Source organism: Shewanella sp. MF05913 (genome assembly GCF_059758095.1).
In genome coordinates, this window is the sequence record NZ_JCAYNT010000004.1 from 140,033 (window position 1) to 155,245 (window position 15,213).

At 43.8% G+C, this 15,213-nt stretch carries 17 protein-coding genes; 8 read left to right on the plus strand and 9 right to left on the minus strand.

Features of this window, described 5'->3' with window-relative positions:
* Nucleotides 1-167 precede the first annotated feature (167 nt).
* From AC19MV_RS07680 to AC19MV_RS07695, 4 genes are all read left to right on the plus strand, one after another.
* Nucleotides 168-851, plus strand: a complete 684-nt coding sequence (locus tag AC19MV_RS07680; RefSeq protein ID WP_498306777.1) for a hypothetical protein — start codon at nucleotides 168-170, stop codon at nucleotides 849-851.
* A gap of 270 nt (nucleotides 852-1,121) precedes the next feature.
* Complete coding sequence (locus tag AC19MV_RS07685; protein ID WP_011635799.1) at nucleotides 1,122-1,280, plus strand: YqaE/Pmp3 family membrane protein; 159 nt, start codon at nucleotides 1,122-1,124, stop codon at nucleotides 1,278-1,280.
* Between the two features lie 258 nt (nucleotides 1,281-1,538).
* Nucleotides 1,539-2,003 (plus strand): tRNA (uridine(34)/cytosine(34)/5-carboxymethylaminomethyluridine(34)-2'-O)-methyltransferase TrmL, encoded by a 465-nt coding sequence (gene trmL / locus AC19MV_RS07690; RefSeq protein WP_498306779.1) that lies wholly within the window; start codon nucleotides 1,539-1,541, stop codon nucleotides 2,001-2,003.
* Nucleotides 2,003-2,338, plus strand: a complete 336-nt coding sequence (locus AC19MV_RS07695; protein WP_498306781.1) for a DUF2956 domain-containing protein — start codon at nucleotides 2,003-2,005, stop codon at nucleotides 2,336-2,338. The genes trmL and AC19MV_RS07695 overlap by 1 nt, the downstream gene beginning before the upstream one ends.
* A gap of 25 nt (nucleotides 2,339-2,363) precedes the next feature.
* On the opposite strand, the gene AC19MV_RS07700 is transcribed toward AC19MV_RS07695, so the two are convergent.
* The 7 genes from AC19MV_RS07700 to AC19MV_RS07730 form a co-directional block, all read right to left on the minus strand.
* Entirely contained in the window at nucleotides 2,364-2,894 is a 531-nt protein-coding gene (locus AC19MV_RS07700) for a hypothetical protein (RefSeq protein WP_498306783.1), read from the minus strand.
* Between the two features lie 135 nt (nucleotides 2,895-3,029).
* On the minus strand, nucleotides 3,030-4,478 hold the full coding sequence (locus AC19MV_RS07705) for a M16 family metallopeptidase (protein WP_498306785.1): 1,449 nt from the start codon (nucleotides 4,476-4,478) through the stop codon (nucleotides 3,030-3,032).
* The gene (locus AC19MV_RS07710) at nucleotides 4,475-5,803 is read right to left on the minus strand and encodes a M16 family metallopeptidase (protein WP_432400552.1); all 1,329 of its coding nucleotides are present in this window, start codon (nucleotides 5,801-5,803) and stop codon (nucleotides 4,475-4,477) included. The genes AC19MV_RS07705 and AC19MV_RS07710 overlap by 4 nt, the downstream gene beginning before the upstream one ends.
* A gap of 43 nt (nucleotides 5,804-5,846) precedes the next feature.
* Nucleotides 5,847-7,130 carry an amidohydrolase gene (locus AC19MV_RS07715; RefSeq protein ID WP_498306964.1) on the minus strand — a complete coding sequence of 428 codons (1,284 nt, stop codon included), beginning with the start codon at nucleotides 7,128-7,130 and terminating at the stop codon, nucleotides 5,847-5,849.
* 152 nt (nucleotides 7,131-7,282) lie between these two features.
* Nucleotides 7,283-7,921: a class I SAM-dependent methyltransferase gene (locus tag AC19MV_RS07720; protein ID WP_498306965.1), complete on the minus strand. Its 639-nt coding sequence runs from the start codon at nucleotides 7,919-7,921 to the stop codon at nucleotides 7,283-7,285.
* A 33-nt stretch (nucleotides 7,922-7,954) separates the two neighbouring features.
* Nucleotides 7,955-8,335 (minus strand): hypothetical protein, encoded by a 381-nt coding sequence (locus AC19MV_RS07725; RefSeq protein WP_498306787.1) that lies wholly within the window; start codon nucleotides 8,333-8,335, stop codon nucleotides 7,955-7,957.
* 19 nt (nucleotides 8,336-8,354) lie between these two features.
* Complete coding sequence (locus AC19MV_RS07730; protein ID WP_498306789.1) at nucleotides 8,355-8,966, minus strand: tRNA-uridine aminocarboxypropyltransferase; 612 nt, start codon at nucleotides 8,964-8,966, stop codon at nucleotides 8,355-8,357.
* Nucleotides 8,967-9,089: 123 nt separating this feature from the next.
* Between AC19MV_RS07730 and AC19MV_RS07735 the strand changes: the two genes are divergently transcribed.
* Nucleotides 9,090-10,064 (plus strand): hypothetical protein, encoded by a 975-nt coding sequence (locus AC19MV_RS07735; RefSeq protein WP_498306790.1) that lies wholly within the window; start codon nucleotides 9,090-9,092, stop codon nucleotides 10,062-10,064.
* A gap of 100 nt (nucleotides 10,065-10,164) precedes the next feature.
* On the opposite strand, the gene AC19MV_RS07740 is transcribed toward AC19MV_RS07735, so the two are convergent.
* Complete coding sequence (locus AC19MV_RS07740) at nucleotides 10,165-11,370, minus strand: multidrug effflux MFS transporter (protein ID WP_432400566.1); 1,206 nt, start codon at nucleotides 11,368-11,370, stop codon at nucleotides 10,165-10,167.
* A gap of 125 nt (nucleotides 11,371-11,495) precedes the next feature.
* Between AC19MV_RS07740 and AC19MV_RS07745 the strand changes: the two genes are divergently transcribed.
* From AC19MV_RS07745 to AC19MV_RS07755, 3 genes are all read left to right on the plus strand, one after another.
* Nucleotides 11,496-12,485: a LysR family transcriptional regulator gene (locus AC19MV_RS07745; RefSeq protein ID WP_498306792.1), complete on the plus strand. Its 990-nt coding sequence runs from the start codon at nucleotides 11,496-11,498 to the stop codon at nucleotides 12,483-12,485.
* A 95-nt stretch (nucleotides 12,486-12,580) separates the two neighbouring features.
* The gene (locus AC19MV_RS07750) at nucleotides 12,581-12,889 is read left to right on the plus strand and encodes a hypothetical protein (RefSeq protein WP_432400570.1); all 309 of its coding nucleotides are present in this window, start codon (nucleotides 12,581-12,583) and stop codon (nucleotides 12,887-12,889) included.
* Between the two features lie 270 nt (nucleotides 12,890-13,159).
* Entirely contained in the window at nucleotides 13,160-13,492 is a 333-nt protein-coding gene (locus AC19MV_RS07755) for a hypothetical protein (RefSeq protein ID WP_498298138.1), read from the plus strand.
* 253 nt (nucleotides 13,493-13,745) lie between these two features.
* Here the strand turns inward: AC19MV_RS07755 and AC19MV_RS07760 are convergent, their stop codons facing one another.
* Nucleotides 13,746-15,200: a DUF4145 domain-containing protein gene (locus tag AC19MV_RS07760; RefSeq protein ID WP_498306794.1), complete on the minus strand. Its 1,455-nt coding sequence runs from the start codon at nucleotides 15,198-15,200 to the stop codon at nucleotides 13,746-13,748.
* Nucleotides 15,201-15,213: the final 13 nt, after the last annotated feature.

Sequence of the window (15,213 nt, forward strand, 5' to 3'; positions counted from 1 at the left end):
ATTTCTTTGTTGCATTGCCTTAGAAGGGAATAACCATTATTTCAACAATGCGCCTCAAACTGAACAATCTGAGTGACTCTGATTGGTCACATAATTAATGGAAATGGTATAATACATCATTAATCTGGTGCTATGCTTAACAGTATCATTACATTACTTAGCGCCACATGTATAAAATAATCTTTGGTTTTCTATGCTGTTGTATTTTTACTAGCCAAGCTCAGGACATTGACGTCATTGCCTTTGAGTACCCGCCTTATTTAACTCAATACAGTGCCGACCAAGGCGAAGCGGTGGTGTTATTACAGCGCGCTTTTACATATAGCGCGTTAAGTACCAACGTGACATTTGTAAATAGCACCACGGCGCAACAACAGTTAAAGAGTAACAATTGGTGCTTGAGCTTCTTGCCGCCACAAACGCCTTCCGCACAGCATTTACAGGTGATATTGGCAGATAAAACCATACCGCTGATGTTGTTTCGGCTAGCTGAACCGCAAGTGTTTATCGGTAACGAACTTAAAGACAAAGTGATTGCACATTTACCCATCTCGCTAGATGACAGAAAAGTACGCTCTTTTGTTGATGCTGGGGCTAAGCTGCAACTGGTCGACACCATAGAACAGGGACTGTCGTTATTATTAGAACAAAAAGTCGATTATGTTTATGGCGATCAACAAGGGATTAATTTCGCCGCCAATAAACTCAATTTCCCCGCCATGTTACTGCAAGACTCTGCCATGGTATTTTACCAGTTCCCAATGTCAGTATGGCTAAACACCCAATGTAAGAGTGCAACCGCGATCAAGTCGCACTTAACTGACCAAAAGTATCAAATTAAGTCTTTTTAGATCTTAGCCTGTTAATCAATCTAAATACCCTACACTCTCGATGATAAAAAATGCTCAGGTCGAGGTATCTCTTACTAACATGACTTAGCCAGCGTGCCGTCGACTTGCCTTAACCTTAATAGACGCTAAATGCCATCAGTCAAATATTGGTCTGATAATTGCTTTGCATTAAGCGTAAGCTGTAAACAAGTAAGCGTAAGCAAGTTGCTCGTAGACTATTAACGTTAGGGATTGCAACTTCTCACATCACAGCAAAAAAAGGAGATCATTATGGATTTATTACGAATTTTAATCGCGATTTTATTGCCACCTCTGGGTGTTTTTTTACAGGTAGGACTCAGTAAAACCCTGCTTTTAAATATAATTTTAACTTTGTTGGGTTACATACCTGGTATTGTGCATGCCGTGTGGGTTATTGCTAAGCGCTAGTAAGATTTATGATATTGCAGCGCAGCAACGAGGCTTTAGTTGCGCTGCAATCAATCGGCAAATGTTACTTGTGAGGCGTAATTTTTACCTCACTAGCTTACTGACAACCTAGAATATTATCGCGACAACGCCGCTATCGCCCTACCCATGTTTATTACCTCACGATAAGGTCACGATGATCTTACGTGGATGACGCTACCCTTCTGCTGAGGTATAATTTAATCTTGTTTTTAAGCCTCGCAAAGCCTTAAGGTTACTATGTTTCATATCGCACTCTACGAACCAGAAATCGCCCCAAACACCGGAAACATTATTCGCTTATGCGCAAACAATGGTGCACAGCTGCATTTAATTGAACCTTTGGGATTTGATTTAGAAGAGAAAAAACTCCGTCGAGCCGGGTTAGACTATGCCGATTTGACTCGAGTAACACGTCACAAAGACTATGCGAGCTTTTTAGCGGCTATACCGGGAAAGCGCATCATGGTATGTACCACCAAAGGCAGTCGTCCGCACACCCAAATCGCGTTTCAAGAAGATGATGTATTACTGTTTGGCCCTGAAACTCGCGGCTTGCCAATGGACATTATTAACGCCACGCCACTAGAGCAACGTTTACGCATCCCAATGACGGCGAGTAGCCGTAGCTTAAACCTGTCTAACTCTGTCGCGATTATTAGCTACGAAGCGTGGCGACAACTTGGTTTTGCAGGCGCAGAATAATGAAACAAACACCGTCGCCAGAAACTCAAAACGATGCGCTTTCCATGGCAAAAGCGACTCAAAAGCCAGGGCAAAGCAAAGAGCAAACTAAGCTGATTGCTGCCGGAATTGAAAAGGGTATCGCTGAGTATAAAAAACGCGAAAAAGCCAAATCTCGCGACCGAGATAAAGCGCGTAAACAACGTTTAAAAGCCAAGAATACCGATCATGAAAGTGATGACGCTGATTCATTCGACAATGAGTCATACTCACAAATGACGTCTCTGGCTTGGGTGTTACTGGGGCTGTTACTGCTAAGTTGGGCGGGATTCGCAGCTTACTTTTTGATGCTATAAACCAGCCGAAATCGGTACAAGACCATTAAGGCTTAAGCAAACTTAGTGCTCTAACCACTTGATATTGTTCGCTGTCATCATCCAGATAATGAGCGCTTTGTTGCCATTGCCAACCGCCTTGAGGTTGTTGGATATTCGCCTTAATGGGGTCGAATTGCAATTGCACTAATGCAGGGCGCTGATTAATCTCACCTTCGCCTAAAAATGAAAAGCTATCCGCTTGTTGATATAAGGTCAGTTGCTGGGTGACATCTTCCGTCACGCCATTGCCATAAACTAATAAAACGGTCTCTTGTTGCTGCCTAAACCACCATGTTTCGCTGTTTGAAAAGCGGCTACCACGGCTCACACTGATATATAAATTGCGCTGATCTGCCGAGCACATTATCGAGGTCGTTACTGCCATTGGGTCTAATGCAGGATTTGCTGCGGTGCCTTGCCACTCACCCACCAGCAGCGGGCATAACTCTGCCAGTGCAACCTTGTCAGCAATCGCACTCAAGGGCAGCGTAATACTCATAACGGCGAGCAATAACAATAAGCGGCTTTTCATCATAATTCCTCAACGAATGAGTTGTAATTTTAGTCTAACCTAACCTCAAAATAAAATGGCTCACTTGCAAAAACCAGTGAGCCATTTGATGTTTATTGATTACCTCACATTGAGGTCAATAATAAAGTGCAATAATTGCTACTGACCAAAACCGGTATCGGTAATATTCACCTGTGTGACTTCACCGTATTGTGCGGCAATATCGGCGATCTCAGCAGCATTACCAATTAATACAAACTGCAAATTTTGCTGCGGAAAGTATTGTGTCACTAAGCGTTGAGTTTCAGCCAATGTTAAACCATCCACTTTAGCTTGGAATTGGTTAATAAAGTCATCGTTCATGCCATATAGATACATGTCAGACAGTAACCCAGCAAGTTGGCCACTGGTTTCGTATTTAGGTGGGAACTGCCCTTTAACATATGCTTTTGCTGAGTCTAGCGTCGTTTGATCGATACCCTTTTCCCACAAACGCGAATACGTCAGCAAAGCTAAATCGATGGCTTCTTTCGTAGTCGACGACTTAGTAAAGGTACTAATTTGGAATAACCCAGACTGTGAATAAGGGCTAAAACCAGAACGTGCACCGTAGGTTAGTCCAGCATTGACACGTAACTCATCATTTAACCATGAGGTAAAACGGCCACCTAAAATGGTGTTCACCACGGTTAAACCCACATAATCAGGATTGTCGTAACGAATGCCAACACCACCAATTAAAAACGTGGTTTCAATGGCATCAGGCTTGTCGACTAACAACACTCTTGGCTTTGTTAGCTTCGGCAAGTCTTGGCTTAGATCAGGTTGCATCACGGTTTCGGTGACCTGCCAATCACCAAAGGCTTTATTGAGCTTGGCGGTCATCTCAGTAACATCAAAATCTCCAACCACGTTAATAGTCATGTTATTGGGTTGATAGTAACCTTTGTGAAATGCTCGTAGTTCATTGGCGTTAATGGTAGCGATAGAGTCACTATTGCCAGACGCTGGGTTAGCATAGGGGTGTTGACCAAAAACCAGCTTGCTAAAGTAGCGGCTAATCACTGCCCGTGGGCTTTCTTTTTGTTGCGATAAGCCGACAATTTCACGTTGTTTAAGCTTATCAAACTCTGCGGTATCAAAGTCTGGTTGACGGATCACATGACTAAAAATGGCTAAGACACTGTCGATGTCTTTGGTCATCATGTTAGCACGTATGTAAGTACCTTCTGCATCGGCATTGGTATTCACGCTCGCGCCAATAAAGTCCAGTTGCTGTTCAATATCTGCTTTAGATTGACCTCCAGCGCCTAGCATTAAGCTTTGCGAGGTTAAGTAAGCCAAACCTGAGGTGGTGTCATTAACCGCACCGGCTTTAATTACTGCATCAAGGGTGACTAATGGCACTTCTTTTTGCACCATTAAATTAACGGTTAAACCATTATCTAAGGTGATTTTTTGATAGCTTGGCATCACAAAACTTGGGGTTGTCGCGACTGGGTCTGCAGTAGTATTTTGTGTTGCTGCGCAGCCGGCTAGGCTTAAGCTGCACGCTAAGGCGATGGCCGATAACGACAAGGTCATTTTTGAATGAGTGCTGGTTTTCATTTGTCTGACTCCTCAGTCGCAGCGAGCACACCGACTGTACGATTTGCTTTAATTAAATAGGTTTGTGCTACGCGCTGAATATCAGCAGGAGTCACTTTGTTATAGGCTTCTGGGGCATTAAACAGTTTGGTGTAATCACCAAAATACAGCTCATAGGTGCCCAAGGTGTTGGCTTTACCGTTAATGGTTTCCATGGTCTGATAAAAGTCCATTAACTTGATATTTTTGACTTTTTCCAGCTCTTGTTGAGTTACGCCCTGGCTGGCAATTAAATCAATTTGCTCAATAAGGGCATGTTCTAACGTGTCGGCATCCACACCCGCGTTGGCCACGCCCAAGATATAAAATAGATTTGGGTCAAATGACATTGGCATATAAGTGTCAGCGGCTACGGCTAATTGCTTATCGACTAACGATTGGTAAAAACGTGAGCTGTTGCCCTCGCTTAACATTGAGGCTAATAAGTCCAATGCATAGTAGTCTGCATGGCTTGTGGCTGGCACATGGTAAGCCAACATAATGTTTGGCGTACTTACCGATTCTTTTTTAACAAACACACGGCGCTCACCTTTTTGTTCAGGTTCTACCGTGCGCACGGCTTTTGGCGGTGCCTGAGCAGGAATAGGCGCAAAGTATTGGTCAGCCAAAGCTTTTACCTGGGCAAGCTTTACATCACCAGTAATCACCACTAACGCATTGTTTGGTGCGTAATAGGTTTTATGGTATTGCTGTAAATCTTCAAGGGTCCATGCGGCAATGTCTGACTCATAACCAATAACCGACCAGCTATAAGGATGCGCTGAAAATGCCACGCTTTTTAGGGCTTCTTGAATGGTGCGCCAGTTAGAGTTTTCAAGCCCTGTGGTGCGCTCAGATTGCACAACGCCACGCTCACTTTCGACCATTTCAGGGTTAATGTCTAAGTTGGCGATACGATCGGCTTCAAGATCAAAAATCGTTTCGATACCACTGGCTGGGAACCAATCGGTATACACGGTTAAGTCTTCACTGGTATAAGCATTATTAGCGCCACCAGCAGCTTCCATGGTGCGGTCGAACATTTTAGGGCCAAACTTTTTTGAACCGTTAAACATCATGTGTTCAAAAAAGTGCGAAATACCGGTAATGCCCGGGACTTCGTTGCGCGAACCGACTTTCCAAAAAATGTACATGTTGGCATTGGGGATTGAGTTGTCCTCAAGCACCATGATTTTCATACCATTGTCTAAGGTAAAACTATTGATGTCTTCAGCCTGTGTTGCCGACACGGTTGGCGTGCTTAGCACGCCTAATGTCATCAACAAAGCGATGAGTTTACGGGTCATATCTTGCTCCTTGAGCTTTTGTCCATGGTGAATCAAAATGGGTTTATTGTGCAGCGCCCAGTGCGGTTAAGGCAACCTGGGTCATGGTTTGCACGCCTACTTTTAGCGCGCTTTCATCAACATAAAATGCAGGTGAGTGATTACTGGCTACCTGGCTGATATCTTTGTCTGTTGGTGTGACACCTAAAAAGAAGAACATCCCTGGGGTTTCTAACGCATAGTAAGAAAAGTCTTCTGCACCGGTTATTAATCCCGGTTCAATCAGCATATTGTCGCCCACGACAGAGGCTATCACTGGGCGCATTTTACTGACCAACTCAGGGTTATTTACGGTGACTGGATAACCTGATTGGATCTCCGTCACTGCGGTAGCGCCAAGGGTTTTGGCAGCATTAGTGGCAATTTCAGCCAGCTTAATTTTAATGTCGGCGCGCATATCCTGATCGAAGGTGCGAATCGTACCAATAAGCTCTACTTCATCAGGAATAATGTTTGAGCGAATGCCGCCGTTAATGGCGCCAAAGCTGACAACTGCAGGTGCTTTAGTAATATCGACCTGACGACTAATAATGGTTTGAACACTATTAATAATTTGTGCTGACGCCACGATTGGATCAACACCACTCCAAGGACGCGAGCCATGAGTTTGCCTACCCGTCACTTTAATACTAAATGAATCTTCACTGGCCATTGCAGGGCCAGAGCGTAAACCAATAACTCCAGTAGGCATGCTTGAAGTAACGTGCATACCAAACACTTGATCCGGTTTGCGCTTAGCAAATAAGCCTTCTTTTAGCATTAACTCAGCGCCGCCTTGCTCACCTTCTGGCGCGCCCTCTTCGGCCGGTTGGAAAATAAACATCACATCTCCGACCAAGCTGTCTTTAACCTTAACTAAGTTTTCAGCCACCCCCATTAACATCGCGACATGCGTATCGTGACCACAGGCATGCATTACACCGACTTTTTGGCCGCGATAAGTGTCAGTGGCTTTAGAAGCAAAAGGTAAATCAACCACTTCGGTAACGGGCAGTGCGTCCATGTCGGCACGTAAACCAATTAATGGCCCAGGTTTACCGCCTTTCAGTATCGCCACTACACCGGTGTGCGCAATACCCGTTTGCACCTCAAGCCCGAGTGATTTGAGGTGTTTCTCAATCACTTTACTGGTGCGAAACTCACGATTAGATAATTCAGGATGTTGATGAAGATCGCGGCGCCATGCAATCACCTTGCTTTCGACTTGAGCGGTTAATTCTGCAGCATTAGGCACACTGGCCAAGGTAGATGAGCTGTAAGCACTGCTAGCAAATACACTGGCAAGCATGAAAGCGAGGGTGGTCAGGCGCATGTAAGGTCCATTTTTATTGTTATTTGAGCAACAAAACTACCCTGAAACGCCTCATTTGTTAACTGTTTTACCGATTTACCCTAAATGCAATTGTATCTATTTATTAACATACTTAAGCAACATGCCATTTATATGGATGGTAGCTGTAAAAATACGACGTCATTGTCGATGATTTCAAGTTGCCACCCCCGTTGCAGTGCCAGCCATTCAAAGGTCTCGACTGAGTAAAAATTAATATGGGTTGGGTCACTTTTATAGTGCCAATTAATAAAAGCCTCTAAGCCAAGCACCCGCTTAGTCATAATAGCTAAAATGCCGCCGGGTAACAGCAGCTGGCTTAAGCGTTCTATTAACTGATGAGCATCGGCAATGTGTTCTATCACCTCGGTTAAACACACAAAATCATATTGCTGATTAAGCACCTGAGTATCAGGGTGATAAAACAAATCATAATTAACGACACTAACACCTTGGGCTGCAGCCATTTGACTGAGCACGGCGCCTTCGCCGCAGCCAAAATCTAAGCCTTTGGCATTAAGCCCGGTGCGAGCAAGTAGTGGCGTGAGTGTACGCGACAAAAACCGTTGGTAACCGGCATCGGCAAAGTCATTATCGTGTAAGTCATATTGGGCTTTTTCTGCTGTTTCATCTAAATAAAACTGCGCAGGTACCGACACTAAATGACAGTGTTGGCAGCGTACATAGTGACGATTTTTATCTTGATGAAAAGCAAAGGTTTGTTGATGACACAATGGGCAGGACGACAAAGACAACACTCCAAAACAAGACAAATAGGGTAACTACTCAGACTGCGCTGGGTCGCTGGTTTCTTTTGGGATTTTACGAGTTTGCGCCGCAGCCTCTTGCGCTTGCTGTAAGTACTTTTGCTCGCGGGTTAAACGTTGCTCTGATTGCGTTTGCGCTTTTTCGAGCTGCTGCGCTTCCCAGTCATTTGCTTCCTGCTTTGCTAACACTTTTTGTTCGCGTTCAGCGGTGGCATTGGCGGCATCACGGGCTTTTTGCAATTGGGTTTGTTCAAGCTCAGCTGATTCAATGCGCGCTTGTTCACCCTTTTCTGCCAAGGTCATTTTTTTATGCGGCTTGTCAGTAGCGTAAGCATGTATCGTGAAGGCGCTGGCGGCGCACATTAACAAAATCGTTCCAATAAGGCGAATATTCATAAGTACTATCCTTTGAGTCCTATCCCTTAAGTTTATCGCTATTATAGCGCTGACGAACTGCCGCTGGCATAGCGGTTAACTTATGGTGCACCATTGCGTTAAACACTGCAAATATTGGCGTGATATCGGCGCCAGGCTCCAGACTTGCTAGGGTATAAGCCGCAGCCTCGAGGGTGGATAAACTGTCGCTGCGTTTGGCTTTGCGGATCACATATTGCGACTCATCTTCACACTCAAGGTGCAGTGACGGATAGTTAAGTAACCAGGGGTTAAGCTGCAACATACGGTACGCTTTGCGCCATGTGCCATCAATTAACACAATAATCGCTTTATCATCGGCTTCAACCTCACTCGCCGCTTTGCTGTGATCATTTGGGTACACAATAAACACAGGCCGAGTTTGCGCGGCTAAATACCCTTGCAACTCAGCAAAATCATCTGCGGTTTCACCGACATAAATCTGAGTTTGTGGCAATGCAAGTTTGAGCAACCTGACGGTATTTTTAGCATGATCCACCTCAGATGGATGCTGCATAATAATAATGTCAGTAACTGTTGTTGTCGGTGTTACTGCATGACAAATGCAAGCTGACTGTGGGTATTGGCAATTAATACAATAACTTCTGCTCATATTTAATCTTATTTATGTTGCAATTTTGTAAAGTGCAATCCAGTATATCGCACTCTGATGATACCACCTCAAGGAAGAACCACTATTATGACAAGAGTTATGACTACAACTAAGGCAATAACAATGACTACTGGGTCTATTGCCTTAATGCTCACGCTTTCTACAAGTTCGGTTTATGCAGCTCAAGATAATGCCTATCACCACGAGGCTGAAATAGGTTTCTTAGACTCATCAGGTGAATCGGATGGTCTAGTGAACGCTAATTATCGCTATTATTTTGAAGCAGTTGAACAAGCAGACAAGCCCTATGCGCTCGCTGACTTTTTTCACCAAGGGTCAAAGGTTGCAGTACGTTATTCTACTTCTGATTTCGATGATATATATGAACTTTCTGGCCAATATGTTTTTGACTCTAATTGGTTTATCAATGCAGAAGTGAGTCAGGTAGACTTTGAGGAAGATGAATACTCTACCACTCTTGATAGCTTCACCATATACGCTGTCAATCTAGGGTATTTTTTCACAGACCATTCAGCTTTAACCCTAGGTTACAGCACTATGTCTGAATCTAAAGCAGCAAGCTTTACATCTGCAAGCTATAACTCTGAAGGATATTACAGTAATGACTTTGATGCTTTCCGTTTAACTTATGAGCACTTTATTCCACTGCAATCAACCGTTGGAGTGATGCTTACAGGTACATTGGCTTACAGCGATGAGCAATATAGTGATCGTTTTTCAAACTCCAACACTAATGACCAAGGGCAAGTAACAAACAGCAATTCTGAGCAGAACATTACTTACGACAGATATAATGTTGCCATTAATGCTGATTGGTATATTAATAATTCATGGTCTGTCGGTGCTGTTATTGAGCAAGGTAATACTGATACTCATTATTATTTCAGTAGTACCAATTATGACGATGTAGGCAGTATTGACCAAACAGACACATCTACTAGCATAAACACACGCTATACATGGCGTTTTGCCGATATATTCTCAGCTAAATTCTCACTTAGCCATTCAAATTTCGATGGCGAATATGAGAACGACTCACAAACTAACTTTAGTGTAGGCGTTAACGCGCGCTTCTAAGCAACCTCGTATTGAGAAAAAAATACCCGCAGAATGTGGTTAGCATTCTGCGGGTTAAAGGTGATATTACTAATATTTAACCTGAGCTCGGGTTATTTAATTAATCGTGTTGTAGTTGCTCTTGGTGCAGATGGCTTAAACGGTTCATTGCCATCATGGCGAGCAACACACTGCAAAATCCACCCATCACAATCGCAATGGCATAAGGTGCAGGTATGTCTGTTAACTGGATAAGTGCGGTTAAAATCGATGCGCCGCTCATTTGAATACAGCCTAACATTGCTGTTGCAGTCCCCGCGCGTTCACCAAAAGCCGATAACGCCATACTAGTAGCAGGTCCAAGCAATAGGGCAAAACCAACACATAGCAACATCATCGGTGCCATAAAGGCAATAGCAGCAGCAATGCCTTGCTCTGGCCCCACTAATTGTAATACCACTTCAACCACAGCCGCTAACACCATTAGCGACAATGCCACTACGACACCAGGGCGGTTGCCAATGCGTTTAATCAATACTGGCGCTGCAAAACAAGCCACTACGTTAACCAGGGCATTTAAGCCAAATAGGCCACTGAACATTAACTCTGAAATACCTAAGTGACCAATTAACCACACAGGCGAGTAAGACACGTAACATAAAATAGAGGCCATCGCGATCATGCAACATGAAGCATAAAACATAAAATGCGGGTCGCCAATTACCGGCTTATAGCGCCCCCAACGGTAAAGCGGACCGGTACTGTCGGTGTTAAGTGGACGCGTTTCCGGAAAACGAAAACCGACAATAAACAATACGATTACCGCATAAATAGCCATAAAGATAAAAGTAGAGCGCCAGCCAAACTGTAATGCTAGCAAACCACCTAAAGTGGGCGCTAACGCAGGTACCACGCAAATAGCGCCATTTAAGTAGCTGTATATCGACACACTTTGCTTGCGGTCATAACAATCACGCACGGCACTAAACACCACAATAGAGGTAGAACATGCAGCTAAACCTTGAAACACTCGTGCCACTTGTAACAGTTCAAATTCAACCGCGTATGCGCCCAATAAACTGCTAATACCGTAAAGCACAATACCAAACAAGGCGACGGGTCTACGACCAAAACGGTCGGCTAATGGACCAATCAATATCTGGCCAACACCCATAGCAAATAAAAACAATACTAAAGTAGACTGAACCTCACTGTTCGACACCCCATATTCAAGCGCCATTGTTGGCATTGATGGAAGATAAATATCGATAGCTAATGGGCTTAACAGCACCATAAACATCAATAATGGCAGTAGGTTACGATGCATAATATTATTTCTCTTAATCTAAAAAAGCGAAAGGTCACCCTTAATGGAGCGCTATGATATGTCAAATGGTGGTATGAACAGAAATGATATAAAATCCAAAGTGAATTTCCATTTGAGAATATCTGATGAATTTAGATAATTTAGCGCGTGTTGACCTTAATTTACTGGTTATTTTACAAGTGTTACTTGAAGAGCAAAGTGTCACTCGTGCGGCTCATCGCTTACACCTGAGCCAGTCTGCTGTGAGCAAAAGCTTAAATCGTCTACGCGAAGCATTAGATGACCCATTATTCCAACGCACTGCTCATGGATTAAAGCCGACCGCACATGCGTTAGCGCTAAGGCAAAAACTCTTGCCTGTGCTACAAAACTTATATCAGTTAACTCAACCACCTACATTTCACCCAGCAAGTAGCCAGCGTCATTTTACGTTTTCAATGGTTGAAAGTGCCTATGAAACATTAATCCCATATTTTATCGGGCCATTGTTACAACAAGCGCCGTCTGTAAAATTAGACTCATATGTGTGGACAGAAAAGTCTATGCAAGATTTACAGCAAGGGCAAATCGATTTTGGGATTGCGGGCCGAGATATTCATCCACAAAGCGATTTCAAAATAGAGCATGTTCCAGAAGGCATTGAATATCAAACACTGTTTAACGACCATCAGGTGTGTTTAGTACGCAAAAACCATCCTATTTTAAAGGTCATTGAATCGGGTAACTGGGATCAAGCTCAATACTTAGCCATGTCTCATGTGCAAGTTAGGTGTGAAGGAAACGATTGGTGGGCGCTTGATTATCATTTAGCTAATTTAGGTTTACATCGACACTTATCAACAACCGTGCCTGACTTTTACGGCGCTGCTAGTGTATGTGCACATACCGATCTTATTTTTACTCTTCCCTCGAGCTTTGCCATCCATGCACAAAAACTCTATTCATTAGAGTCGGTCCCGTTGCCATTTGATTTTATGCCGATGGCGTATGTGTTTTTATGGCACGAGCGTAATAACCAGGAGCCTGGACATCAATGGTTTCGTGAGCTTATTTTTAACAGTGTCGATAACGCCATTGCCAACAACCACATCACCCAAACGGTTATGCCAAACTAACAAAAACGCTTTGACGCGGTGAACTTTTGCGGCTTACATAACTCAAAATATTACTCACGCTTCAGCGACAATTTATTTACGGTAAAGGAACCACAATGTTCAGCTCAATTAACTTATGGCATATTCGTCAACGCTTGCGCCAAATGCGCCCGCTCACCGCCTTATTTAGTTTAATGCTGATCATTGTTGGCAGCCTGATTTTATTGCCATTATTGCTGTTGTTTTTAATCGTGGGTTTTATTGGCATGACACTGCTAAGTCGCAAATATTTAGGCAAACAAAGCCCCACCTCAAACATGTTTCCCTCAAAAGTTCGGCACCAGGACAGGTACCAGCAACATCCCAATATTGAGAAGGAATATTCAGTCAAGCCGAGTCAACATCACAGAACGATTAATCAATAGACGCTAAGCGTTGAGCACTAGGTGTTAATTGTTTCACATTAGGCAGAGCACCTTACCCTTCCCGTTTTATCAAGTCATTGTGGCCCTAAAGAGTGAGTAATATCTAAACATTAACTCAGTTTAACGTGACATATTATGTCTAGCCGTTGCACACTACATGCTCAACAATCATACATATTTAGGCGCGATTTCTCAGCTGAATAGTTCAATGAGTGAGTATCAATAACACTCTCTGTTCGACAACAGGATAAGCCGCATTTAGGAGCCAACATGAACGTTAACCAAACATTTAACAGCGCTAATTTTAAACATCACGTGACGAGTATGAACCCTATTCTGGCATTACTGATGGTTTTTGCTATGACCTTAGTCGCCCTGACATTATTGCCATTTTTATTACTGTTTGGGTTAATCAGTTTTATAACTTTGCGATTTTTAGGTAAAAAAATGCTGCGTCGTCAGCAAGCTGAACAAGACCGCGCATACCAAGATTACGCCCATGTACAACGCGAACCCGCGGCGCCTTATGCTGATATGTTTAAGCGCTCAGGAACAAGCCAGGCCTCAACGACAGGTAGAACATTCGAACACCAAGCGGATTAACCCCGCAAAAGTTTTCGGATTGTTTGCTTAAGCGTTGGGTTATCGAAAAGTGGGTAACACCAGAGGTGTCGGCAATATTAACGAAGTACTGAAGTGAAAGGTTATTACATAGTCAGAGGCTTTGCTTTTTGAGCGGATACGGCTGCAGAGCCATGGTTTTTACGGGGCTAAAAAACCGTGACAGCGGCTATCGATACAACCAACAAAACGCTTTCACGAGGGTCGGTGCTTTTCATGATCACAAAACTCCCTTTTAACTCGTTGAAAGTGGCTCCAGTAACAACTTCGCTTGTTGCAAAGCAATCATTTCATCTTCACTCGGATTAAGCTCAATAACACTGTCGATTTGCATCGCCAACGATTGCCATAATGGTTCAATAACCTCTAGGTGTTCGTCATTGCCGTGAGTCTTGGCTAAGGTAAGTAAATACGCGGCTTGCACCACATCAATACGTCCCAAAATACCGTCGGCTAATGCAACACTGAGCTCTATCATGGCACTCACATTGTGACCATATTTTACCGCCTGGTGCAGATAGCCTTCAGCCTTAACCCTTTGTGTTTGGCTGGCATTGTCGTCATGTAAAATATGACTACCACAATGCAACATAGCATCAATTTGGCCTTGCTCAGCAGCCTCTGCCATCCACTGCTCGCTGGCTGCTAAGTCCGATGAACAACCCAGGCCTTCAGCTAACATTAGCGCCAAATGATACTGGGCATTGGGGTAACCTGCTTGCGCTGCTTTATTAATCCACAAAAAAGCATTTTCAAACTGCTTTGTTTGATAATACAACACCCCAAGATTTGACATTGCCTCTGTATTTTCGGCATTAGCAGCAAGGGTTAACAAGCGCTCTGCTTGAGGTAAATCAATGCTAAATTGATGGCTACCCACAAGGTAGAAAAAGCCTTGTAATGCTTGCGCTTCAATAATGCCATTGTCTGCGGCCTGAGCGATTAACTGCTCACCCTTATTCTTATTTTCCTCACCGGTATAGCCGTGCAATAAACTCACGCCATGCTCAAATACTGCCGCTTTATGTTGAAGCGAAGACAAAGCAAACCAATAACCTGCTTGAGCAAATGCCTCTGCCGCGGTGTTGTTTTCACCCTTGGTAGGCTGCTTGTTTTGTGTTGACTCATCTGTCGCGGCTTGTGCTAATGCTTGCTCTTGTTCTTGTAGCATTAAGCCTTTGGCTTTTAATGACATGCCCACTAAATACTGTGCTTCAGCATCATTCTTCATCACTGCGCGATAGCACAGATCTCGCCCCGCAAACGAATCAAAAGGCTCAAAGGTATAAGTGGGGGCAACGTGGTGATGCACGACAGGATAGAGTTTGGTCACTAAATGCAAAATATGCTCAATCGATTTTTCTGCAATCGAGACCAGTTGCGTTTGGGTTAAGTGGTATTTTTCGGGATGCGCACCGCGATTACCGTCGCTACGTAAACGATGTAATGCCCGCACGGCTGGCGGATCAATCAGTCTGGCTTGGTGTAATTGCTCAATACGGTCGTATAAATTAGGACTGGTGAATGTGAGCCCATGAGGCGTAGCTAATTGACGGGTGAGCTTATGGGTAAAACTGCGAATATACACCAGCGCTTGGGTGGGAATATCGCGGACATAACTTTTGGCTAGCCGATAATCTTCAGTTAAGTTTTCAGAGAAACCATCAATAAACGCGCTATCATTTAACAATGGTCTCTCCTTG

Bases quoted from the DNA above. Each gene is read 5' to 3' on its own strand.
- AC19MV_RS07700 (WP_498306783.1), bottom strand. From the start codon at position 2,894: ATGATGAAAAGCCGCTTATTGTTATTGCTCGCCGTTATGAGTATTACG.
- AC19MV_RS07725 (WP_498306787.1), bottom strand. From the start codon at position 8,335: ATGAATATTCGCCTTATTGGAACGATTTTGTTAATGTGCGCCGCCAGC.
- AC19MV_RS07750 (WP_432400570.1), top strand. From the start codon at position 12,581: ATGTTCAGCTCAATTAACTTATGGCATATTCGTCAACGCTTGCGCCAA.
- AC19MV_RS07680 (WP_498306777.1), top strand. From the start codon at position 168: ATGTATAAAATAATCTTTGGTTTTCTATGCTGTTGTATTTTTACTAGC.
- AC19MV_RS07685 (WP_011635799.1), top strand. From the start codon at position 1,122: ATGGATTTATTACGAATTTTAATCGCGATTTTATTGCCACCTCTGGGT.
- AC19MV_RS07730 (WP_498306789.1), bottom strand. From the start codon at position 8,966: ATGAGCAGAAGTTATTGTATTAATTGCCAATACCCACAGTCAGCTTGC.
- AC19MV_RS07735 (WP_498306790.1), top strand. From the start codon at position 9,090: ATGACTACTGGGTCTATTGCCTTAATGCTCACGCTTTCTACAAGTTCG.
- AC19MV_RS07695 (WP_498306781.1), top strand. From the start codon at position 2,003: ATGAAACAAACACCGTCGCCAGAAACTCAAAACGATGCGCTTTCCATG.
- AC19MV_RS07755 (WP_498298138.1), top strand. From the start codon at position 13,160: ATGAACGTTAACCAAACATTTAACAGCGCTAATTTTAAACATCACGTG.
- AC19MV_RS07710 (WP_432400552.1), bottom strand. From the start codon at position 5,803: ATGACCCGTAAACTCATCGCTTTGTTGATGACATTAGGCGTGCTAAGC.
- AC19MV_RS07745 (WP_498306792.1), top strand. From the start codon at position 11,496: ATGAATTTAGATAATTTAGCGCGTGTTGACCTTAATTTACTGGTTATT.
- AC19MV_RS07715 (WP_498306964.1), bottom strand. From the start codon at position 7,130: ATGCTTGCCAGTGTATTTGCTAGCAGTGCTTACAGCTCATCTACCTTG.
- AC19MV_RS07740 (WP_432400566.1), bottom strand. From the start codon at position 11,370: ATGCATCGTAACCTACTGCCATTATTGATGTTTATGGTGCTGTTAAGC.
- AC19MV_RS07705 (WP_498306785.1), bottom strand. From the start codon at position 4,478: ATGAAAACCAGCACTCATTCAAAAATGACCTTGTCGTTATCGGCCATC.
- trmL (WP_498306779.1), top strand. From the start codon at position 1,539: ATGTTTCATATCGCACTCTACGAACCAGAAATCGCCCCAAACACCGGA.